This is a genomic window from Bacillus sp. XT-4, assembly GCF_050864245.1.
Classification (GTDB): Bacteria; Bacillota; Bacilli; order Bacillales; family Bacillaceae; genus Bacillus; species Bacillus altitudinis.
This window is the reverse complement of sequence record NZ_JBPAFI010000007.1, coordinates 31414-52875: the sequence shown is the minus strand read 5'-3', so window position 1 is coordinate 52875 and position 21462 is coordinate 31414. Positions and strand designations below refer to the sequence as shown.

21 protein-coding genes and 1 pseudogene are annotated in these 21462 nt (G+C 43.5%); 13 read left to right on the top strand and 9 right to left on the bottom strand.

Features of this window, described 5'->3' with window-relative positions; translation table 11 throughout:
* Positions 1 to 82: 82 nt before the first annotated feature.
* From gabT to ACRRMM_RS16545, 3 genes are read left to right on the top strand one after another with little or no spacing between them, the layout of a single operon-like run.
* Positions 83 to 1399 (top strand): 4-aminobutyrate--2-oxoglutarate transaminase, encoded by a 1317-nt coding sequence (gabT, locus tag ACRRMM_RS16555; RefSeq protein WP_017358513.1) that lies wholly within the window; start codon positions 83 to 85, stop codon positions 1397 to 1399.
* Positions 1400 to 1420: 21 nt separating this feature from the next.
* Positions 1421 to 2809 (top strand): APC family permease, encoded by a 1389-nt coding sequence (locus ACRRMM_RS16550; RefSeq protein WP_007498135.1) that lies wholly within the window; start codon positions 1421 to 1423, stop codon positions 2807 to 2809.
* The gene (locus ACRRMM_RS16545; RefSeq protein WP_007498133.1) at positions 2784 to 4178 is read left to right on the top strand and encodes an NAD-dependent succinate-semialdehyde dehydrogenase; all 1395 of its coding nucleotides are present in this window, start codon (positions 2784 to 2786) and stop codon (positions 4176 to 4178) included. Before ACRRMM_RS16550 ends, ACRRMM_RS16545 begins: the two co-directional genes overlap by 26 nt.
* Before the next feature lie 45 nt (positions 4179 to 4223).
* Here ACRRMM_RS16545 and ACRRMM_RS16540 read toward each other — a convergent pair whose 3' ends face one another.
* The 3 genes from ACRRMM_RS16540 to ACRRMM_RS16530 form a co-directional block, all read right to left on the bottom strand.
* Positions 4224 to 4820 carry an NAD(P)H-dependent oxidoreductase gene (locus ACRRMM_RS16540; RefSeq protein WP_065459847.1) on the bottom strand — a complete coding sequence of 199 codons (597 nt, stop codon included), beginning with the start codon at positions 4818 to 4820 and terminating at the stop codon, positions 4224 to 4226.
* A gap of 130 nt (positions 4821 to 4950) precedes the next feature.
* Positions 4951 to 5571 (bottom strand): YcnI family copper-binding membrane protein, encoded by a 621-nt coding sequence (locus ACRRMM_RS16535; RefSeq protein WP_432450899.1) that lies wholly within the window; start codon positions 5569 to 5571, stop codon positions 4951 to 4953.
* 16 nt (positions 5572 to 5587) lie between these two features.
* Complete coding sequence (locus ACRRMM_RS16530; RefSeq protein WP_217816170.1) at positions 5588 to 7222, bottom strand: copper resistance protein CopC; 1635 nt, start codon at positions 7220 to 7222, stop codon at positions 5588 to 5590.
* A 507-nt stretch (positions 7223 to 7729) separates the two neighbouring features.
* On the opposite strand from ACRRMM_RS16530, the gene ACRRMM_RS16525 reads away from it, so the two are divergent.
* The 4 genes from ACRRMM_RS16525 to ACRRMM_RS16510 all read left to right on the top strand — a co-directional run bounded on the left by ACRRMM_RS16525 (position 7730) and on the right by ACRRMM_RS16510 (position 12872).
* On the top strand, positions 7730 to 9172 hold the full coding sequence (locus ACRRMM_RS16525) for a PTS mannitol transporter subunit IICB (RefSeq protein WP_008347217.1): 1443 nt from the start codon (positions 7730 to 7732) through the stop codon (positions 9170 to 9172).
* A 95-nt stretch (positions 9173 to 9267) separates the two neighbouring features.
* The gene (locus tag ACRRMM_RS16520; RefSeq protein ID WP_019743148.1) at positions 9268 to 9702 is read left to right on the top strand and encodes a PTS sugar transporter subunit IIA; all 435 of its coding nucleotides are present in this window, start codon (positions 9268 to 9270) and stop codon (positions 9700 to 9702) included.
* A 1-nt stretch (position 9703) separates the two neighbouring features.
* A complete protein-coding gene (locus ACRRMM_RS16515; protein ID WP_217816169.1) occupies positions 9704 to 10825 on the top strand; it encodes a mannitol-1-phosphate 5-dehydrogenase in 1122 nt (373 codons plus the stop codon).
* Between the two features lie 298 nt (positions 10826 to 11123).
* A complete protein-coding gene (locus ACRRMM_RS16510) occupies positions 11124 to 12872 on the top strand; it encodes a methyl-accepting chemotaxis protein (RefSeq protein ID WP_202733968.1) in 1749 nt (582 codons plus the stop codon).
* A gap of 45 nt (positions 12873 to 12917) precedes the next feature.
* Here the strand turns inward: ACRRMM_RS16510 and ACRRMM_RS16505 are convergent, their stop codons facing one another.
* Genes ACRRMM_RS16505 through ACRRMM_RS16495 form a run of 3 tightly spaced genes read right to left on the bottom strand, consistent with a single transcriptional unit; the run spans position 12918 to position 15196 of the window.
* Positions 12918 to 13784, bottom strand: a complete 867-nt coding sequence (locus tag ACRRMM_RS16505; protein ID WP_217816168.1) for an RnfABCDGE type electron transport complex subunit D — start codon at positions 13782 to 13784, stop codon at positions 12918 to 12920.
* The gene (locus ACRRMM_RS16500) at positions 13742 to 14719 is read right to left on the bottom strand and encodes an FAD:protein FMN transferase (protein ID WP_428828780.1); all 978 of its coding nucleotides are present in this window, start codon (positions 14717 to 14719) and stop codon (positions 13742 to 13744) included. The genes ACRRMM_RS16505 and ACRRMM_RS16500 overlap by 43 nt, the downstream gene beginning before the upstream one ends.
* A gap of 15 nt (positions 14720 to 14734) precedes the next feature.
* Positions 14735 to 15196 carry an FMN-binding protein gene (locus tag ACRRMM_RS16495; RefSeq protein WP_217816166.1) on the bottom strand — a complete coding sequence of 154 codons (462 nt, stop codon included), beginning with the start codon at positions 15194 to 15196 and terminating at the stop codon, positions 14735 to 14737.
* A 343-nt stretch (positions 15197 to 15539) separates the two neighbouring features.
* On the opposite strand from ACRRMM_RS16495, the gene ACRRMM_RS16490 reads away from it, so the two are divergent.
* Positions 15540 to 15932 (top strand): RidA family protein, encoded by a 393-nt coding sequence (locus ACRRMM_RS16490; protein ID WP_007498112.1) that lies wholly within the window; start codon positions 15540 to 15542, stop codon positions 15930 to 15932.
* 243 nt (positions 15933 to 16175) lie between these two features.
* Here ACRRMM_RS16490 and ACRRMM_RS16485 read toward each other — a convergent pair.
* The 3 genes and pseudogenes from ACRRMM_RS16485 to ACRRMM_RS16475 all read right to left on the bottom strand — a co-directional run.
* Positions 16176 to 16388 (bottom strand): annotated as a pseudogene (locus ACRRMM_RS16485) (DUF2651 family protein); the annotation flags it as partial.
* 60 nt (positions 16389 to 16448) lie between these two features.
* Positions 16449 to 16742: a DUF5316 family protein gene (locus ACRRMM_RS16480; protein ID WP_217816165.1), complete on the bottom strand. Its 294-nt coding sequence runs from the start codon at positions 16740 to 16742 to the stop codon at positions 16449 to 16451.
* A gap of 25 nt (positions 16743 to 16767) precedes the next feature.
* The gene (locus tag ACRRMM_RS16475; RefSeq protein WP_217816164.1) at positions 16768 to 17145 is read right to left on the bottom strand and encodes a VOC family protein; all 378 of its coding nucleotides are present in this window, start codon (positions 17143 to 17145) and stop codon (positions 16768 to 16770) included.
* A 188-nt stretch (positions 17146 to 17333) separates the two neighbouring features.
* Between ACRRMM_RS16475 and ACRRMM_RS16470 the strand changes: the two genes are divergently transcribed.
* The 5 genes from ACRRMM_RS16470 (at position 17334) to ACRRMM_RS16450 (ending at position 21449) form a co-directional block, all read left to right on the top strand.
* Positions 17334 to 17597, top strand: coding sequence for an excalibur calcium-binding domain-containing protein (locus ACRRMM_RS16470; protein ID WP_024720214.1), 264 nt, complete (start codon positions 17334 to 17336; stop codon positions 17595 to 17597).
* Between the two features lie 103 nt (positions 17598 to 17700).
* Positions 17701 to 18480, top strand: coding sequence for a Cof-type HAD-IIB family hydrolase (locus ACRRMM_RS16465; protein ID WP_370539173.1), 780 nt, complete (start codon positions 17701 to 17703; stop codon positions 18478 to 18480).
* 172 nt (positions 18481 to 18652) lie between these two features.
* Positions 18653 to 19411: a LamB/YcsF family protein gene (locus tag ACRRMM_RS16460; protein ID WP_008347192.1), complete on the top strand. Its 759-nt coding sequence runs from the start codon at positions 18653 to 18655 to the stop codon at positions 19409 to 19411.
* A 24-nt stretch (positions 19412 to 19435) separates the two neighbouring features.
* Positions 19436 to 20653, top strand: a complete 1218-nt coding sequence (locus tag ACRRMM_RS16455; RefSeq protein WP_202733964.1) for an NRAMP family divalent metal transporter — start codon at positions 19436 to 19438, stop codon at positions 20651 to 20653.
* 4 nt (positions 20654 to 20657) lie between these two features.
* Positions 20658 to 21449, top strand: a complete 792-nt coding sequence (locus tag ACRRMM_RS16450) for a putative hydro-lyase (protein WP_136944935.1) — start codon at positions 20658 to 20660, stop codon at positions 21447 to 21449.
* Positions 21450 to 21462 lie beyond the last annotated feature (13 nt).

Below are 21462 nucleotides of genomic sequence, written 5' to 3'. Positions count from 1 at the left end.
ATGAAAAAAATGATATTGGTACTTTCTATCATACCAAAAAATATTCAGAATAATAAAAAAGACATAAAGGGGATGGATGACAATGAGTCAAACGACAACAAACCGTTTTTCAACAGAGGAATGGCAGGGGAAAAGAGATCAATACGTCGCAAGAGGCGTAAGTAATGGCAACCGTCATCTTGCAGCGAAAGGGAAGGGAGCCGAGCTTTTCGATATTGATGGCAATCGTTTTATCGATTTTGCAGGCGCCATCGGTACATTAAATGTAGGACACTCCCATCCAAAGGTTGTGGAAGCAGTCAAAGCGCAGGCAGACAGCCTGATTCACCCAGGATTTAATGTCATGATGTACGAATCCTATATCGAATTGGCAGAAAAGCTATGCCACCTCACACCAGGCGACCACGACAAAAAAGCCATTTTCTTAAATTCAGGTGCCGAAGCGGTTGAAAACGCAGTGAAAATTGCCCGTAAATATACGAAAAGACAAGCGGTTGTCTCATTTACAAGAGGCTTCCACGGAAGAACGAATATGACGATGAGCATGACAAGCAAGGTCAAGCCTTATAAATTTGGATTCGGACCATTTGCGTCAGAGGTTTATCAAGCGCCGTATCCTTATTACTATCAAAAACCTGAAGGATTAAGCGATGCAGCCTACGACGAATACATCATCGATCAGTTCAATCAATTCTTTGTCGCAACCGTTGCACCAGAAACAGTCGCTTGTGTGGTGATGGAGCCAGTCCAAGGGGAGGGCGGATTCATTGTACCATCGAAGCGTTTTGTCCAGCATGTCGCTTCATTCTGTCAGCAGCATGGAATCGTATTCGTGGCAGATGAAATCCAAACAGGATTTGCAAGAACAGGGAAATACTTTGCGATTGAGCACTTCGATGTGGTGCCAGACTTAATCACTGTATCAAAATCCCTTGCAGCTGGCCTGCCGCTGAGCGGTGTTGTTGGCAGAAAAGAATTACTTGATGCAGCGGACCCAGGGGAGCTAGGAGGAACGTATGCTGGCAGTCCATTAGGCTGTGTGGCAGCTTTGGCTGTACTTGATATTATTGAAACAGAACAACTGAATGAACGATCTGAACACATTGGACAAGTCATTGAGGACAAAGCGAATGAGTGGAGAAGTAAGTACTCATTCATCGGGGAAGTCCGGCGATTAGGGGCAATGGCGGCCATTGAAATTGTGGAAGATCAAACAACGCGTACACCAGATAAGAAGACAGCCGCAGCGATTGCAGCCTATGCAAACAAGCACGGACTACTCTTATTAACGGCAGGGATCAATGGGAATATTATTCGCTTTTTAACACCACTTGTCATCACAGATGAGCTGCTGCAAGAAGGACTAGGGATTATCGAAGACGCCTTCACAGCACGCTAAACAACAAAGGGGGATGGTTGTATGCAAAAACAACAAATGGCTAAAACCATGTCGCAGTCAGACGTACTGTTTTTATCCATTGGTGCAATGCTTGGCTGGGGCTGGGTTGTACTTTCGGGAGATTGGATTTTAACAGCTGGATTTTTAGGAAGTGTGATTGCCTTTGTCATAGGGGGCATTCTCGTCATCTTTATTGGACTAACGTATGCAGAGCTTTCCTCTGCGATTCCAGAAACAGGCGGAGGACTCGTCTTTGTCCAGCGGGCATTTGGGATCAAATCAGCGTTTGTCTCCGCATGGGGCGTATTGTTCGGTTATGTGTCCGTAATTACGTTTGAAGCTGTCGCACTTCCGACAGTCATTGACTATGTCATTCCAACACAGCATGTTGGTTTCCTATGGAATATAGGAGGATGGGATGTTTACTTTACATGGGTGTTGATTGGATCTGGCGGTGCGCTGTTTTTAACAGCTCTGAACTACATTGGCGCAAAGCCTGCTGCCATTTTTCAATCGGTGTTCACAGTGGCCATTATCCTGACAGGTTTTCTTCTATTAGGCGGAGCTACATTTAATGGAGATTTTGCAAACCTTGAGCCGATGTTTCAGGGCGGGGTTGGCGGTCTGATGGCTGTGTTAGTGATGATTCCCTTTTTATTCGTTGGGTTTGATGTCATCCCGCAGGTAGCGGCGGAGATTAACGCACCAAAGAAGATCATCGGGAGAATTTTGATTATCTCCATTGTGAGTGCGGTTGTATTTTATCTACTCATTGTCTTTGGAGTAGCGGCAGGATTGTCAAAAGGTCAGCTTGAGGCTTCATCACTGGCAACAGCAGATGCCATGGTACAGCTTCTTGGTCATCAGGCGTTTGGGACTGTGCTTGTCATTGGTGGTGTAGCAGGCATTGTGACGAGCTGGAATGCATTTATCATTGGTGCAAGCCGTATCCTCTATGCAATGGCGGAAAGAGGCATGATTTCCAAATGGTTTGCGTATATTCATCCGAAGTATAAAACACCGACAAATGCCATTTTGTTCTTAGGTGCATTGGCCTTTTTTGCACCATTACTAGGCCGACCTGCCCTCGTGTGGATTGTCAATGCAGGGGGTGTGGGCATCATCGTTGGGTATTTGATTGTGTCCATTGCCTTTATGAAACTTCGCAAGACAGAACCTGAGCTTGAGCGTCCATACCGCATTAAATATTGGCGGACGACCGGCGTTTTTGCCATTGGACTCAGTCTCCTTTTTCTATCATTTTATTTTCCAGGGATGCCGGCTTCCTTATCATGGCCAGCTGAATGGATTTTGCTTTTAGGTTGGGCACTCATTGGGTATATACTATATGTAATGAATCCAAGAACGAAGGAGAAGGTAGAGCATGACAAACGAACTCAAAGTGTATAATCCTGCAACCGGAGAAGAAATTGCCTCAGTTGCTCAGCATACAAAAGAACAGATTGAAGATGCGATCACTCGCTCACACAAAGCATTCAAAACATGGGCAAAAACGTCAGCCCATGAACGTGCAAATATCATTCGCAAATGGTTTGATCTCATGATCGAGCATAAAGAAAGACTTGCAAAAATCATCACAGAAGAAAACGGGAAGCCGTATCAAGAAGCATTAGGGGAAATCGTCTATGCCGCTGGATATATTGAATGGTACGCAGAGGAAGCAAAGCGGATTTACGGCAGAACGATCCCGTCTCATACGACAAACAAACGCCTATTTGTCACAAAACAGCCAGTCGGTCCTGTTGCGGCGATTACACCATGGAATTTCCCTGCGGCGATGATTACAAGGAAGGCTGCACCAGCGCTTGCGGCGGGCTGTACGTTTATCGTGAAACCTGCTGAAGACACGCCGCTTACGGCCATTGAGCTTGTGAAATTAGGCCATGAAGCCGGAATTCCAGAGGATGCCTTGCAATGGGTGATTGGAGATGGAAAAGAAGTGGGGGAAATCTTCACAGATAGTCCATTGATCCGCAAGATCACGTTTACTGGCTCAACACCAGTTGGAAAACATCTCATCAAAAACAGTGCGAGCACAGTGAAACACGTTTCTATGGAACTTGGCGGTCATGCCCCGCTGATCGTAGATAAGGACGCCAACCTTGAATTGGCTGTGAAACAAGCAGTGGCATCTAAATTCCGTAATGCAGGTCAGACGTGTGTTTGTGCCAATCGATTAATTGTCCATGAAGAAATTCATGAAGCATTTGCGCAAAGTTTCAGCAAAGAAGTGGAAAAGCTGAAAGTAGGAAATGGGTTTGAGGAAGGCACGTCCATCGGACCGATTATCAATAAGCGAGGCTTCGATAAAATTGTCGACCAAATACAAGATGCCGTGGATAAAGGGGCGAAAGTTCTTGTCGGCGGCGATACACATTTTGACGATGAGAAGTCGTATTATTTTGTTCAGCCGACGGTGCTAACTCATGTCGACCCTTCAATGAACATTATGCATGAAGAGACGTTTGGTCCAGTTGCACCCATTACGACATTTAGCACATTAGATGAAGCCATTGAATTAGCAAATGATACACCTTTTGGACTTGCGGCTTATTTCTTTACAGAGAATTACCGCAATGGTCTCTATATATCTGAGAATCTAGATTACGGGATTATTGGCTGGAATGACGGGGGACCATCCGCTGTGCAGGCACCTTTCGGCGGTATGAAAGAGAGTGGTATTGGTCGTGAAGGCGGCATCGAAGGCATCGAGCCTTATTTAGAAACGAAGTATGTGTCAATTGGTTTAGACGAATAACATGTGAAAAAGACTGTCCGAGAAGCCTCGACAGTCTTTTTTATGTTAAACAGCCGGTGGGAAAAGTTGATCCACCGTTTCTTTTGTTTCTTTGAGAATCTCGTGGATGTCGTCTGCAGATGCTTGTTCCATGCTGCTGAACAAGAGCCGTTCGACTGGCTCAACGCCGATCAGATCAAAGGCGGCTGTATCTGTCGTCATGTGATGGCTGGGGGTGATGATCATATTTGAATCAAGAAAGGTCCTCGGTGCATCATGCGTATTAATAATGACCCCTTTTTTGTCTCGAAGCAGATTTTTCACCACTCCGTTTTCATTGATCTCATACGCAAACCCCTCTGAAAAAACGCGCTCCACATAACCCTTTAGCATCGCCGGCAAGCCTGTCCACCATATTGGAAAGATAAACGTGAGGACATCAGCTTGTTGAATCAGCTTCTGCTCTCTTTGAACCGGTACCGGCACATGTCCGTTTCTCATGGCAACCTTTTCTGCTGTTGTCAGCTCTGGCGGAAAGCCAATGCTATACACATCACGAACCGTCACATCATGACCATTGTTCAAAAGAGTGCTTACAACAAGATCTAATAGGGTTTGATTTAAGCTTTGCTGGGGATGAGCAAATATGATTAGATGGTTCATCTCATAGCCTCCTAGGTGGTCATGTGTCTCATTATGGCATGCACGAGTATCCTATTCAATCCTATATTGGAAATGATAGGTTGGGAAAATAAAAAGCGACCGCTTGAAAAAACGATCGCTCATGTAAGGCTTATTTCTTTCTAAAAGCAAGTCCAAGTGCAATCAATGCCACAACTAAGGCTGCAATGGACAGACCAAGAACAAGTGGTGAAGAAGAAGAAGAAGAAGAGGCTGTTTCAGATGCCTTTTCTTCTTTTGGTTTTTCTTGACCATGTGAATCCGTTACGGTATTAGACGCAACAATGTTTGTGATCGAATGAGGCTTATCAGCGTCCTTGTCGCCAGTCCATTCAACTACTGTTCCATCCTTGTAATATTGATACGCATCCCATGCCGCTTCGCCAGCTTTTTCAGGGTTTTTTGCGACAAACACGAATTGCTGGAACTGTCCAGCAAGGACACCATCGCCAGTTGCTTCCCAAGTGACTCTTGTGACTTTTCCGTTTTTCTCTTCAGTTGTTGTTTTCCAGCCAGGCACTGGCTCGTATTGCTGGAATTCTACGCCTTTAGGCATCGTGATGACAACCTTTGTTGTCGGACTGTCGCTTTCAGAAGGTACTTTTAACGTATAGGTTTCCCAAGCATTCGTTGCAGATGTATCAGGTTTGACTGTCACGTGTGCACTCACAGGAATCGCCAGTAAAAATGAAGCGAGAAGCATTGGTAATAAAGCTTTAACGTATTTTTTCATATGATATGAACTCCTTTTAGTTTCTTCTAATGAATGTCGTATCGATGTTGTCAAAAGAACCAGTTAATGCATGAATCTCAATTTTCCAAGTGCCTTTTTCATTTAGTAAGAGGTTTTCAGCCGAGAAGTGTCCATTCTTTAATCGTTTCAGCTGAAACTCGTTTGGCGTTTCATCACCGAACAAGGAGACTTTGTGGATCTTAGCTGTCACAGATTGAATGTCTGTGATCGTTTGTCCATCCTTCTTCGTAAATGCCACCTCGAACGTGTTTTTACCTGGAGCATTCGGGGTAATGCTCAAAGACACAAGGTCACGATGCTCCACCTGATTGGCTCCAAAGAATGGCTCTGGTGCAGGCGGCGGAGGGCTTGGGATATTGGTGAATACGGCTGTTAATAGTAAAATAGCGATCCCAATGATCCACTCTGCTCGTAAAGATACGTTTCGTTTCTGCTTCTTTTCCCATCTCAGCATCAAATAATGGACGAGCCCAAGGAGACCCATGATGATAAATAAACCAAGTTTGATTAAGAAGGTGCGTCCATAAGCTGATTGGAAAAGGGCATCAAATGATTGCAGAATAAAAATCGCATTCACAAACCCAGAAAACACAATCAGTCCAACTGAGAGCAGTGCCCACGGATGAAAAGCTGTCAGGGTGCTGCGTATGAGCGGCTGATCTTCATTCGGCAGTTTCTTCATCAAAAGAAGGACAATGGCTGTTAAGCCGCCGACCCAAATAGATGCAGAAACGAGATGAATGAAATCAAGTGACGTTGTCAGTATTTTATTATCTGTAGCGGCTGGATGACCGATTTGTGCTTTCAGCCAAAGGAGCACAGTGAAAATGAGCAGCGGGAACAGCCATACTCGAAAGGAAGTGAACATTCCTTTTTTCATCGCCACAATCGTCCAAATCATCAGAAGAACAAAGGACGCCATCAGCATCATCCACAGACTCCCACCCGAAGTCGACGCAATGGTTTCTTGTAAAAGCGATGGTTGAAATGCCCCTAAAAAGGACACGTCTGCCGCTGACTTAGTTTGAATCGGCAGCTGGAACAAGAGTGCTCCGCCCATCATGATCAATGAAACAGTTAAGAGTCGCTTCATTCGCCGAGCTAAAACGTCGGTTATGGCCGCTTTAAACCATAGAAGCCCAAATAAAATGGTTCCAAGAAATAAGCTAAATGACGTATACAGAAAGGCTTTGTCAATGGTTGAAGCCATATCGATGGATTCACTAGATTGTCCTTGATCTAATTGATCAAATCCTCCATCCGCTTTTCCGATACTAAAAGGAATCATGCCAGACACAGAGTGCCCATCGGCTGATACCGCATTCCACTGAATGGTGTAAATGCCTTTAGGTAAATTCTTTTTTAAAGCTGCTTCCATGATCTTTTGCTCTTTGATGACCGTATCTCCTTGATCCACACGATCCCCTTTTGCATTAAACACCTTAATGGCATGAAATCCGCTTTCGATTCCTTCACTAAAGGTGATCGAGACTGCAGGAGGCTGCTGATCCAGCTCTTCATTTGCTACTGGATTTGAGCTCACCACATATGCATGAGCAAATGCCTCTTTTGGCATGAAAAAGGAGAACATGAAGATGAGCAGCAGAAGCCACTTACGATATTTCAACAATGTGAATAACCGCCTTTCTACCTATGAAAATGTCTCATGTATCAGAAAGAAAGCGGCAGTAAACTGTGAGTCACAGAAAAAACCGCTCTTTCTATTGTACCGCCTACTCTAAAAGGTAAACGAAACAAATAGCAAGATGGTTCACTTTTTCTGTGTCATGTCTGCGCAGACATTTCTTGTTTAAATAGGTTTGATCAATATAAGCCTATTCGATTTAAGAAGAGGAAACAAGAAGTGACGATTTGAAAGTTGTGAAATTCCAATGAATTTTGCGCCAAAACAACAGTAGATTCAACTTTTACCCCGCTATCATCTATGGTATGCCGAGAGGTGTCACATTATTTTTCAATTTTGTCACACACTAAGTGACAAAGTGACATTTAGTTTCAATTGAAGGGAAAGTGAAAGCGTTTTACGATAGGTATAAGGGCTTCACTGACTCTCGTTCTTATATCTTTTGACCTATAAAGCCCGAAATAAAGGGAGAGAAGAAAGGGGTTTTCACAGATGCAGGAAAAAAGCGGATTCCGCGTGAAAGTACAGCGCTTTGGAAGCTATTTAAGCGGCATGATTATGCCGAATATTGGTGCATTTATTGCATGGGGACTCATTACAGCTTTGTTCATTCCAAGTGGTTATCTTCCGAATGAGCAATTAGCTACACTCGTTGGACCGATGATTAACTACTTACTACCGCTCTTAATTGGTTACACAGGCGGTAAACTCGTCTATGACCATCGAGGCGGAGTGCTCGGTGCTACGGCTACGATTGGCGTCATTGTTGGCTCAGATATTCCAATGTTTTTAGGTGCCATGATCATGGGACCGCTTGGCGGTTATCTCATAAAGAAAATTGACCAGCTGTTCAAAGACCGAATCAAATCTGGCTTTGAAATGCTTGTGAATAACTTTACGGCAGGTATCCTCGGTGCCATTCTCGTTGCCATTGCATTCTATGCCATCGGCCCAGTGGTACTAGGTCTGAATAAGGCCCTTGCGGCAGGTGTAGATATCATTGTCAATGCTCATTTACTACCGCTGGCAAGTATCTTCATTGAACCAGCAAAAGTATTGTTCTTAAACAATGCGATTAACCAAGGTATTTTAGGTCCGTTAGGGGTGGAGCAAGCAGCGAAGACAGGGCAGTCTGTTCTGTTCTTGCTTGAAACAAACCCAGGGCCAGGTTTAGGTGTTCTTCTTGCGTATATGTTCTTTGGAAGAGGAAATGCGAAACAGTCTGCACCAGGTGCCATTGTGATTCAGTTCTTAGGAGGAATCCATGAAATTTACTTCCCGTACATCTTAATGAAACCAAAACTTATTTTGGCTGTCATTGCAGGGGGAGCAAGTGGTGTCCTGACGTTTACATTATTAAATGCAGGATTAAAAGCTGTGCCGTCACCAGGAAGTATTATTGCGCTTATGCTGATGTCTCCAAAAGGCGGTCACCTTGCCGTTTTAGCAGGTGTTGTCGTAGCAGCTATCGTATCGTTCCTTGTCGCATCGGTCATTTTGAAAGCATCTAAAGAAGTTGACGAAGATTTAACAGCAGCAACAGAAAAGATGCAGGACATGAAAGGCAAGAAAAGTGCAGCGGCCGCTGCTCTTACAGCACAAAATGAAAACGCTGAAGCAAACGAGCAAGTAGCATCTCCAAGTGACGTCAATCCAGATGACGTGAATAAAATCATCTTTGCCTGCGATGCAGGGATGGGCTCAAGTGCAATGGGTGCGTCCATTCTGAAAAACAAAGTGAAAAAGGCAGAGCTTGATATCGATGTGACAAACACATCGATCAGCAACATCCCAGACGATGCGGATGTGGTCTTTACTCATAAAGATTTAACAGACAGAGCCAAGGCAAAGCTGCCAGGCGCTGTGCATATCTCAGTGGATAATTTCTTAAACAGCCCGAAATATGATGAGCTGATTGAGAAATTGAAAAAATAACATGACGAAACGGGTTGAGTCCAATTTTTCCTAATTGAACTCCCCGTTTTGGTTGTTTTCCTGATTTTTATTCTAAAAAAGGTGTGTGATCATGTATGAAACAAGTACTTTCTAAAGACAATATTTTTCTAAACGAACAAGCAGGTTCTAAAGAAGAAGCCATCAAAAAAGCAGGCGAAGTCCTCGTAGCAAACGGCTATGTCACAAGTGATTATGTCGACAAAATGTTTGAAAGAGAAGAGATCTCTTCTACATTTATGGGGAACGGCATTGCAATCCCTCATGGAACAGAGGATGCGAAAGCGGCTGTCCTTCATTCAGGGATTTCGATTATCCAAATTCCAGATGGTGTTGAATATGGTGAAGGAAATGTGGCGAAAGTCGTCTTTGGGATTGCTGGAAAAAACAACGAGCATCTTGATATTCTGTCTCAAATTGCGATTGTCTGTTCAGAAGAAGAAAATGTAGAACGGATCATTCATGCAAAGGATCAGGATGAACTGATCGCCATCTTTAATGAGGTGAACTAATATGAAGGCACTTCATTTTGGAGCAGGGAATATCGGCAGAGGGTTTATCGGATCTTTGTTAAAGACATCAGGCTTTGAGCTTGTCTTTACCGATGTGAATGAAGCGGTCATCCATGAGCTGAATGAAAGAGGAGAATACACGGTTGAATTCGCAGCACCAGGGCAGAAGCAAGAAATCGTCGGGCCCGTATCAGCGATCAATTCTTCGCAAAATCCAGCAGCATTAACAGAGGCGATTGCCACAGCCAATTTGATTACAACAGCTGTTGGACCAGCCGTATTGAAGATCATTGCCTCATCGATTGCTGAAGGATTAAAACAAAAAAAGCCTGACCATATCATCAACATCGTGGCATGTGAAAATATGATTGGGGGAAGTGCTCATTTAAAAGAAGCGGTGTTCTCTCATTTAACAGCAGATGAGCAAGCAGCGATATCACAAACCGTGGGCTTTCCAAACGCTGCGGTTGATCGCATTGTTCCGATTCAGCACCATGAGGACATTCTCAAAGTGTCGGTTGAACCATTTTTCGAGTGGGTCATTGATGAGACGGGCTTTATTGGAGATGTTCCGCAAATTGACGGAGCGATCTTTGTCCAAGATTTGACGCCGTATATTGAACGGAAGCTCTTCACCGTCAATACAGGACATGCACTAGCGGCTTATGTCGGGTATCAGCAAGGCGTAAAAACCATTAAAGAAGCTGTTGATACACCAGACATTCGTCAAGTGGTCGAAGGTGCCCTTCATGAAACGGGCAGTTATTTAATTGACGCATATGGCTTCCGAAAAGAAGAACATGATGCGTACATTCAAAAAATCATCAAACGATTTGAAAATGCTTTTATCTCCGATGAAGTGACTCGAGTCGCACGATCTCCTCTTAGAAAGCTGGGAGCAGATGACCGTTTAATCGGTCCAGCGAAAAAGATCAAGCAGCCAGTGTACTTAATCAAAGGGATTGCTGCTGCTTTGGCTTACGACTTTGCAGAAGACGAAGAAGCGGTCCGCTTGCAGGCATTAAGGAAAGAAAAAGGCATTGAAGGTGTGCTTCAAGAGGTATGTGGACTCAAACCTGAAGACGATCTCTATCAAGCCATCCTCAAAGAAATCGAGCTTTAATCAAAAAATCCCTTTCTAACGTGAAAGGGATTTTCAGCGTATAGACAAACCCCCGCATTCGGTGTCAGTCCTTTGTGTCGGTGCTCACGAATCTCTCATTCGCTCCGCTCCGATACTCGTCCTTCCTAGACTGCAAAGGTTTTCTATCACGCTGAAAAGAAGACAAAGGGCTAAAATCAATTTTAGCCCTTTGTCAACAATCTGAGATCCCTTTCTCTAACGTGAAAGGGATTTTTTCTATGACTTTTTTAATACTTTCCCCTGCATGACGATATATGTAGTAAGGGGGAATTAGAACATGAAAAAGAAAGCGTTTGCTTCAAGGAGTGTCTTTTTTCAATTGATGTCAGCCATTATCGTTATTACAATTTTAACAGGCGGACTTGTAGGAACAACGGGGTATTTTTTAGCGAAAAATGTCTTAATTGATGCAGGGAAAGCAGATTTAAAACACATCGTAAATGGAGCGATGGCCACTCTTGAACAATTGAACGACCGTGTGGAGAACAAAGAACTGACGCTTGAACAGGCGCAGGAACAAGCCCGTATTTACTTGAGCGGGCCTAAAAATGACAACGGCAAAGGGTACCAATTTCAAAAATCAGATTTTATCTATAAAAATAAAGGCTACCTTGTCGCATATGGAGCCGATTATTCATCACAGGTTCATCCGGTTAACGACATCGGCGTCATCCCAGATGATACGACAAACCGTCAAAAAATGGTCGCTGGCGCCACAGCAAAAGGCGAAGATGCACACTATATCACCTATATGGATAAAGACGATGCCACCGGGGAAGAAAAGCAAAAACTCGCTTATATGAATCAGTTTACACCGTGGAATTGGAGTATAGGAATCGCCGTATTTCAGGATGAATTTTATAAAGAACTAGAGCAGATGAAGCTCTATATTATTCTCATTACAGCAGGTGTCGCTCTTTTAAGTATGGGTGTCTTTTATTTGGCAGCTCGAGGAAAAGTGAGACTGCTCAAGCAAGTCACGGCTGCTTCAAAAGAAATTGCGGCGGGCAATATTGAACGCACCAGCTTAAAAGAAACCTCGGATGAAATTGGACAGCTGGCAAAAGGCTTTAATCATATGTCAGGAGAGCTTAGAGCACTTGTGAGCGGTTTGCAGGAAACGAGCAGCCAGCTCGTCGAATCTGCGACAGATCTATCCGCCATCTCTGAAGAAACATCCGCCAGCAGTGAAGAAATTGGCCGAGCGATTGGAGATATCTCAACTGGGACCCTTCATCAGGCATCAGACCTTGAGGTAGCCAATCAACAAATGACTCAGTTCAATCAATCCATTGAAAACGTCAAAGAACAAAGCGACCAGATCAAACGAATTTCAGACCAGTCGAACCAATCTTCCCAGCAGGGTCAGCAAATTGTCCAGCAATTAAAACAATCAAATGAGCAATCCATTCAGGCATCTCAAGGTATTCGATCAGGAATTGAGCAGTTAAGTACAAAAGTACAAGATATTTCTCAAATTACAGATACCATTGAAAGCATTTCAAACGAAACGAACTTACTGGCCCTGAATGCGAGCATTGAAGCAGCTCGTGCAGGAGAGCATGGCAAAGGATTCTCGGTTGTGGCGAGTGAAGTGCGGAATTTAGCTGAACAGACAAAGCAATCAGCTGTTCAAATCCAGCAGATGATTCAAGGCATTAAAGAAGAAACGACGGCTACAGCTGGCATGATGTCCAAAACAATGGATCGTTTTGCCGAGCTTGATGAAGCGGTTCATGCAACAGAACAAGAATTCAATTCCATCTCTACATCGATTTCACAAACCATCGTTGAAACGAATGCGATGGCAAAAGAGCTGAACACATTACTGGAACAAAACGACCTCATCACAAAAGCGATGCATGGTGCAGCGCATATTTCTCAAGAAAATGCCGCTGCGATTGAAGAAATCACTGCATCTACTGACGAACAAGTCACCGCCATCTCCAATGTGGCGAAGGCAGCAGAAAGGCTCAATGAGCTAAGCATGCGATTGAATCAAGATATTGCACGTTATCGTTTATAAGGTATGGCCAAACGGACGTCGAAAAGTCGATGTCCGTTTTTTTATTTAGACGACTTTCGTCCTTTTTGCCCGTCGCTTTTGATTTGTTTGGTACGTTCGATAGGCTTTCCAAGCATTGGCACATAAAAGCCCTGTGAGTAAGTAAGATAAGCTATTAAATAAATAGAAGTCCACACACGAAACGACAGCACAGAGGATACCAAAGATGATTTGATCACGATTCTTTGCTGGTGAAGTAGGTGGATCAGTCAACATAAAGAATGCAAGGAACAAGACGGCATTTAAGTAGGGCGTCATAAAAGCAGATGAAGCATCCGTTAGGCCGATGAATCCCAATATGAGGTGGATCAGGCCGTATGCTGCTAGAAAGGCGAAAACTTGCGGGAACTTTTGTACGCGGCTTGTCACCAAATAACCGCCGACCACCACTAGGATTATAGTCCACCAAGGTAGAAGAGACATACCGCCCCACCAGCTTTGATTGGGCGAAAATAAAATGACTGAGAGCCACAAACCAAATGCGGCTGGATTCAAAATTGGTTTCTTTTGATAAGTGATGACATGCTTAGATAAAATGGATACTGCGGCTGTGAAAGCAGATACAGCAAAAGAAGTGGCTGGACTGAGAACAATGCCAATAATCAGCCCTGTGAGCAGAGCTCCATCAGGGAATGTGTGTTTATTGTTTTTCCAAATCACTCTTGAGATGAAAGAGTCAATAATTAGTGCTGTCCCGATGCTGGTAGCAACTGTAGCGAGACCACTAAGAAAACCAGCGTGCAGACTCCCGGCGGCTAAAAGGACCAAAAGAATGGCGATGACATACCGTTTCGGCGTCCGAATGTAGGTTTTTAGTGAAGGCGATGATTTCAAAAATGTTTGGTCTGTGGTTGGTGCTGGCTGTAATTCCATGATGGAACCTCCTTCATCTCCGGTGTTAGGGTCATATCAGCATCTTGATCCACCATCACGGCAGGTATTTCATGTTCGGCTAAAAAAGAATAACCTCCTTCTCTACCTAATAAAAAAGCAGCTGTAGAGAGACTATCTGCGAGCATACCGAGTGGTGCAATGACGGTACAGCTTAACAAACTTTGTTCAGACTGTTTCGTTTGAGGGAGAATCAAATGGTGCGTATGAGGATCATTACGGCTGATCCGTTCATAGCTTCCAGATGTACAAATCGCACAATTAGTCGTTTGAATGATCGAGATGTTGGTCTGTTTGTGAATGGGATGCCGAATCCCAATTGTCCACTCTTCTTGTTGTTCGTTAAATCCAGATACCAACACATCCCCACCAGCATTCATCATAAAGCCTTCCCATGCTTCAAGCTCTTTTGCGGCAAGATCGCACGCAAATCCCTTTGCAATAGAACCAAAATCCAAAATCAGCGGTTTGTTCAAATAAATCGTCCGATTCGTCTCGTTTAACTGGACGTCACGGTAATGAACAGCTGTATGTGGTACGTCATGTGATGAAAAAGTTTGTCCTGTCGTGTACAACCGATTGAATCCTTTTTGTTCCATGACTTTCCCGATGGTTGGATCATACTTTCCATTTGTTAATTCAGCTAACTCTAACGCATAGGCTGTTAAATCGAAAAGCATTTCACTGACTAATACCTCTTGATTTGAGCGATTGGCTAACTTCATGACTTCCGAATCAGAGCGAAAACGGCTAAACCGATGTTCGATATCGTAAAAAATGGAAAAAGCGCGATTGATGTCTTCTAAAACAGCTCGTCGATCTTCTTCATAGGCAACCACTTGAATATTGATAACAGTTCCCATAGCCAGCATGGATTTTTGATAAGTCATCAGTTTTTGTTGTCCTAACCATTTCATCATAGTGTCTCCTCTCTATGCCTTTGCCTGCTCTAAAGCCTGAGCAACGGCTGTTTCAAAATCCTGAGTACTTAATGTTGCACCGCTCACCGTATCTACATCAGCACTTTGTCTGATAACCACTTCATTAGGTAATGATGAAATGGAGCTTTGCCCGTATCTAGTGTTATCACTCGTAATCTCGACAGAAGTGATATTTCCTTGTTTGATGGTAACAGATACACTGATAGAGCCAATCTCATTTGATCCAGTACCAGAGAAAGTACCATCCTTGAGTTCAGTTTCTGAAGTGGTATCTTCTGTTTGAGTGGTGGTAGTATCTGATGTGAGAGATGTATTATTAGAAGCGTCTGCTTGTGTATTTGATTGTGCTGTTTGAACGGCTTGAGCGTGATGGGTAGTTGCATAACCAGTGATGTATAAGCTGCTAATGGCTGCGGTGCAAAGACTAATCATTTTCTTATTTATTTTTGCCATGATGTATCCTACCTCCTATTACGATCTACTATATAGAAGAAATTTGAACAAACCATGAACAAGAAAAGAACGATTTTAGATAATGGGTATGAAGAATCAAGATGTTACACGTTATCATTTATTTTTGACTGTGGTTCATTTATCAGGTAGGATGAAATAAATCTAAACCTTGCTCACGCAATCAAAAAGGAGTGTTTCGTCCATGAAAAAGAAAATATTGATGTTCTTACCTTGTGGCTACGGATACTCCACTGCTGTTTTCTTTTAGGATAGACAAAAATTGGTGAAGTCTGTCTACAGGAGGAAAAACACGCAGAAAAATCATAGTGAGTGAGGGATTTACATGGAAAAAATCACGAGAAAAAACCCAGAAAGTATGCCGAAACCCGTTGGCAACTACAGTCATATCACGAGGGTGCCAAAGGGTGCGGGGTTATTTGTGACATCAGGTCAAGTAGGGACAGGAGCGGATGGACAGATCCCATCAAGCTTAAACGACCAAGTCACCAATACGTTTGAAAATATAAAGAGAATCCTTGCATCAGAAGGATTGAATGAAGAACACGTCATCAAAGTCAATATTTGGGCAACAGAAGAAATTGATTGGGACCATCTATATCCACAGTGGGATGCAATCTTCAAAACGGCATATCCATCAATGACCGTTGCCTATGTGACTGCATTAGGGTGGCCAGAGCTGAAAATCGAAATAGAGCTATGGTGTGCCGATATTTAATCAAAAAAAGAACAGTGCAAACTGTTCTTTCAGCGTGTAGCCAAACCCTCGCATTCTTTGTCAGTCCTGCGTGCTGGTGCTCACGAATGTCAAATTCGCTCCGCTCCAGTACTCGTCCTTCCTAGACTGCAAAGGTTTTCTATCACGCTGAAAAGAAGACAAAGGGCTAAAATAAAGAATCATTTTAGCCCTTTGTCAACAATCTGAAAGAACAGTGCAAACTGTTCTTTTTTTGATGAGTATTTATGAAACAGCTTTGAATCGCTTTGTAATGAACGCACCGAGAAATGCACAGACTGTGTAGACGATGACCCAAATGAGAAAAGATTCATTTCCACCAATAAAGGTGAACATCAGAATCACACTCGCTACCAGCACAATCAAGGTGGGAAACCAAATGTTCTTTAAAAACAATGTGCCGAAAATACCTATCAGCACAGAGATCATAGGTAAACCAAATACAACAAATAGACAAAAACAGCCATGTTAATTACTCCTTTGAACCAAATCAACTATTTACATAAAAACATATAACAGTGCTGCACCCATATGCGGAAGGGCAAAGATGATGAAAAGAAAAGCCGTATCAAGACGAAACATCCGGTGTTCTTTTGTTTCAGAGTGATAGGCCGCTCGTGCCTCTTCCCCGTTGGTCCATGCACCCATAAGAAATCCAGATGCAACGAACGCAATAATAGAGATTCCACCACTGACGAATCCAATCCATTCATGGTGCTGTAATATGAGCGCCGTGCTGCAAATCACCAGCATGGAGCAAACACCAACAAAAAAAGCATGTTTCTTTCTCATTACGCTTCACTCCTTCGGACAGCTATTAGGAGACCACATCACATATTTCAATGAAATGTCCATCAGGATCAGACACGTAACTAACCGTTTGTCCCCACGGCTTCTTGGCAGGTTCCTTGATGACAGGTACTCCTTTTTCCTTCAAGGACGCAATTGTTTCATTCACATCATCCACAACAAAGCCAATCTCAAACGTTTGTGACGAGCTAACTGCCTCTGGAACAGGCAGACCAAGTGCCTCTTTCACATCTTGGCGTGAATTAATCGATAAGGTCACTTCTCCTGTATCAAACTCAACATAGGATTCAACTCTTAATTTAATCGGGAAACCGAGGATATGATGGTAGAACTGAATACTTGCTTCAACATCGTTTACATATAGAATGGTATATTTCATTTTCATATGGAAAGCTCCTCTCTTCATATACGTGTCAAAACCGGAAAGGTTTCCCACTCATTTTACCACATAGGGCATAAGGATTATTAAATTCCAAAAAAACCAATATTTTCACCTCAATCGTCTTGAAAAACAAAATGTGGTGACATATGATAAAAATGTAAAATGAGAAAAAATAGGGGGGAACTTACATGTTGAAAAAAATCATGGTGGCCGTCATATCTTTCGGTCTTTTACTTAGCTTTACACAAGTTGACACTCACACAGCGGATGCAAAGACAGTCAAGTACAAAAACTGCAAAGCACTCAACAAAGTGTATAAAGGCGGCGTGGCAAAAAGCAAAAATACGAAAAACAAAGGTGGAAAAACGAAGTACAAGCCTTATGTATCAAAAGCACTCTACTTAAAAAATACACACCTTGACCGTGATAAAGACGGCATCGCATGTGAACGTTAAGAAGAAGAAAAAAGACCTGTCACAAGGTCTTTTTTCTTTGGGATCAAACTCGTCCCTTTGTGCCATCTTCATCTTTATATTAAAATAAAGATAGATTCAAAAAATGATACAAAGTGGGGTACTCAATTTGTCAACACAAGCTGATAAGAAAGACATCCGATTGATTGCCATTGATATGGATGGCACGCTGTTAAACAGTGAGCACGTCATTCCTGAGGAAAATAAACAAGCCATTAAAGAAGCAGAAGCCAAAGGGGTCCATGTGGTGATTAGCACAGGACGTACGCTGATGACATGCCGAGAGCTGGTCGAGCCGCTGAAGCTCTCTTCCTATCTTGTCACAGCGAACGGAAGTGAAATTTGGGATTCAAACTTCCAGTTGATTGAACGGGAACTGCTGCACCCCGATCACGTTCAGATGATGTGGGATCTAAAAAACAGATACGAAACCGATTACTGGGCATCTACTGTGGATAAGGTGTGGAGAGGAGAATTCCCTGAACGCATTCATGACCACGAATGGTTGAAATTTGGTTTTGATATTCATGACGATGCTGTTCGTGAGGAAGTCCTCCATACATTGAAAACAAATGGACAGCTAGAAATCACGAATTCCAGTCCAACCAATATCGAAGTCAATGCAGCAGGCATTAACAAAGCGGCAGCTCTTGCAAAAGTGGCAGAACGCATTGGCTGTACAATGGACAACGTCATGTCACTTGGCGACAGTCTGAATGATATGGCGATGATTCAAGAAGCCGGATTAGGCATTGCAATGGGCAATGCACAAGAAGTTGTGAAAGAAGCGGCTGATTGGATTACGGCTCCTAATACAGAACACGGGGTAGCAAAAGCCATCCAACATTGGGTGCTGTCTAAATAAATGAGTAGAAAAAGTGAGAGGACATGACCTCTCACTTTTTTGTTTTCTCCTAGTTCTATTGTTATATTTTCTGACAATTTCATGTGCAGTCTATCCAAAGTTGGTATAATCAATATAAATTCGAATATTCGGACTTTATATTCCGCAATTCGGAACGACAAGGAGGGGTTCTATGTATCAAGTGGATATTAACTGTGATTTGGGAGAAAGTTTTGGTCAATACACCATCGGTTCAGATGAACAAATTCTTGAATATGTTACCTCAGCCAATATTGCATGCGGTTTTCATGCGGGAGATCCAACTGTGATGAGAAAGACGGTTAAAATGGCACTGGATAAAGGGGTCCAAATTGGTGCACATCCAGGTCTGCAAGATTTAGTCGGTTTTGGCAGACGTCCAATCGCGATCTCAGCAGAGGAAGCCTATGATCTTGTGATCTATCAAATTGGTGCACTATCAGCCTTTCTGAAAGCAGAAGGCGGTACAATGCAGCACGTCAAACCACACGGCGCCCTTTACAACATGGCGGCTAAAAATACTGAATTATCTGAATCAATTGCGAAGGCTGTGTATGATATTGATCCTAACCTTGTGTTATTTGCGCTGTCAGGCAGTGAACTTGCGTCAGCAGGGGAAAGAATCGGTCTTCAAGTGGCACATGAAGTTTTTTCTGATCGGACGTATCAACCAGACGGGACACTGACATCCCGCCGTGAACCTCATGCACTTATTGAAGAGGATGAAAGGGCGGTTCAACAGGTCATCCGTATGGTAAGAGAGGGAAAAGTGCGGACAGTGCAAGGGGAAGATGTTCAGCTCAAAGCAGATACGGTGTGCATCCACGGGGATGGCAGTCACGCGCTTCAATTTGCAAAAACCATTACAGCGAAGCTAAAAGAAGCCACTATTCAACTCAAGGCCTTTCGATAAATCGTCATCAAAGGGGGAAACAGCATGAAAAGAGAGAAAGCCAAACACATGAAAGCTCCAAAAGGGAACCGTTCTATGCTGATGGGCGCAGCCTTTTTAATGGCAACGTCCGCCATTGGACCGGGATTTTTAACACAAACAACGGTGTTCACACAGCAGCTCGCAGCTAGCTTTGGGTTTGTCATCTTGATTTCCATTTTGCTAGACATTTTTGCGCAAACAAATGTATGGCGTATCATTGCCGTCTCGGAAAAAAGAGGACAGGACATTGCCAATATGGTTCTGCCGGGTCTCGGATATGTGTTAGCCTGTTTGATTGTCATTGGGGGGCTTGCCTTTAATATTGGAAATATCGCTGGTGCGGGTCTCGGTTTTCAGGTCATATTCGGCGTCGATCCCCGCATAGGGGCTGGGGTCAGTGCAGTCATTGCCATTCTCATTTTTGTCATCAAAGAGGCAGGAAAAGCGATGGACCGATTCACACAAATCGCTGGTTTTGTCATGATTGGTCTGATGCTGTATGTGGCTATTTCCACAGCACCGCCAGTTGGAGAAGCGGTCATGAGAACTTTCGTGCCAGAGAAAATTGACATGTTATCAATTGTCACACTTGTCGGCGGGACAGTTGGTGGCTATATCGTTTTTGCTGGTGGTCATCGTCTGCTGGATGCTGGCATTAAGGGGAAGGATGCATTGCCTCAAGTGACGAAAAGTTCCATTTTCGGTATTTTGATCACATCCGTGATGCGTGTTGCTTTATTTTTAGCCGTTCTAGGAGTTGTCTCAAAAGGCTTACAGATTGATCCGTCGAACCCGCCTGCGTCTGTTTTTCAATTAGCATCTGGAAATGTTGGATATAAAATGTTCGGGATTATTATGTGGGCTGCCGCCATTACCTCAGTCATTGGAGCAGCATACACCTCCGTTTCTTTCTTTAAAACCTTCTCACCAAAAATCGAGAAAAATCAACGAGGCATTATCGTTGGATTCATTGCGCTCTCGACCATTTGTTTTATCACGATTGGAAGACCTGTGAACATATTGATTTTGGTTGGGGCCATCAATGCATTGATCTTGCCGCTTGCACTCGGGACATTGCTGATTGCTGCCTATAAAAAAGAAATTGTCGGTGATTATCGCCATCCATTCTTTTTGACAGCAACAGGTGCGTTTGTTGTTGTCATCATGGCAATCATGGGCGGATATACCATCATGAATGAAATTCCAAAACTATGGAGCTGATCACATGAAAGCATATCAAACCTATAAGCCGTCACAAATAAGGGAATTGATTCGTAAGCAGAAGATCACAGGACCAACGGCTGGCTTTGCTGAGGGATTTGCGCAAGCCAACTTAATGATCGTCAAAAAAGAGCTGGCCTTCGATTTTCTTTTATTTTGTCAGCGGAATCCGGCTTCGTGCCCTTTGCTTGATGTGCTCGACCCAGGTGATCCAGTGCCAAGGCGTTCAGCACCTGATGCGGATATTCGAACGGATTTCCCTAAATATCGTGTTTACAAAAAAGGGGTTCTTCAAGAAGAGGTAACAGATATTTCTTCCTATTGGGAGGATGATATGGTGGGCTTTCTCATCGGATGCAGCTTTACGTTTGAGCATGCACTGATGCTGAATGACATTCCTGTCCGCCATATTGAAGACGGTCATAATGTCCCAATGTATCAAACGAACATTCCATGTGAAAGGGCAGGTGTATTCCATGGTCCGATGGTTGTCAGTATGAGGCCGATCCCAGCGCATCAAGTCACAAGAAGTGTTCAGGTGACATCTAGATTCCCATCGGTACATGGCGGTCCTATCCATATAGGTGATCCAGCTGTGATTGGCATTGAACATGTAGATCAACCAGACTTTGGAGAACCATCTGTGATCAAAGAAGGGGAAGTTCCGGTGTTTTGGGCATGTGGTGTGACGCCGCAAGCCATTGTCATGCACACTAAGCCAGACATTGCGATCACCCATGCACCCGGTCATATGTTTATCACAGATGTAAGAGATCAAAAGCTCGGTGTCCTGTAGAAAGAGAGGTGTC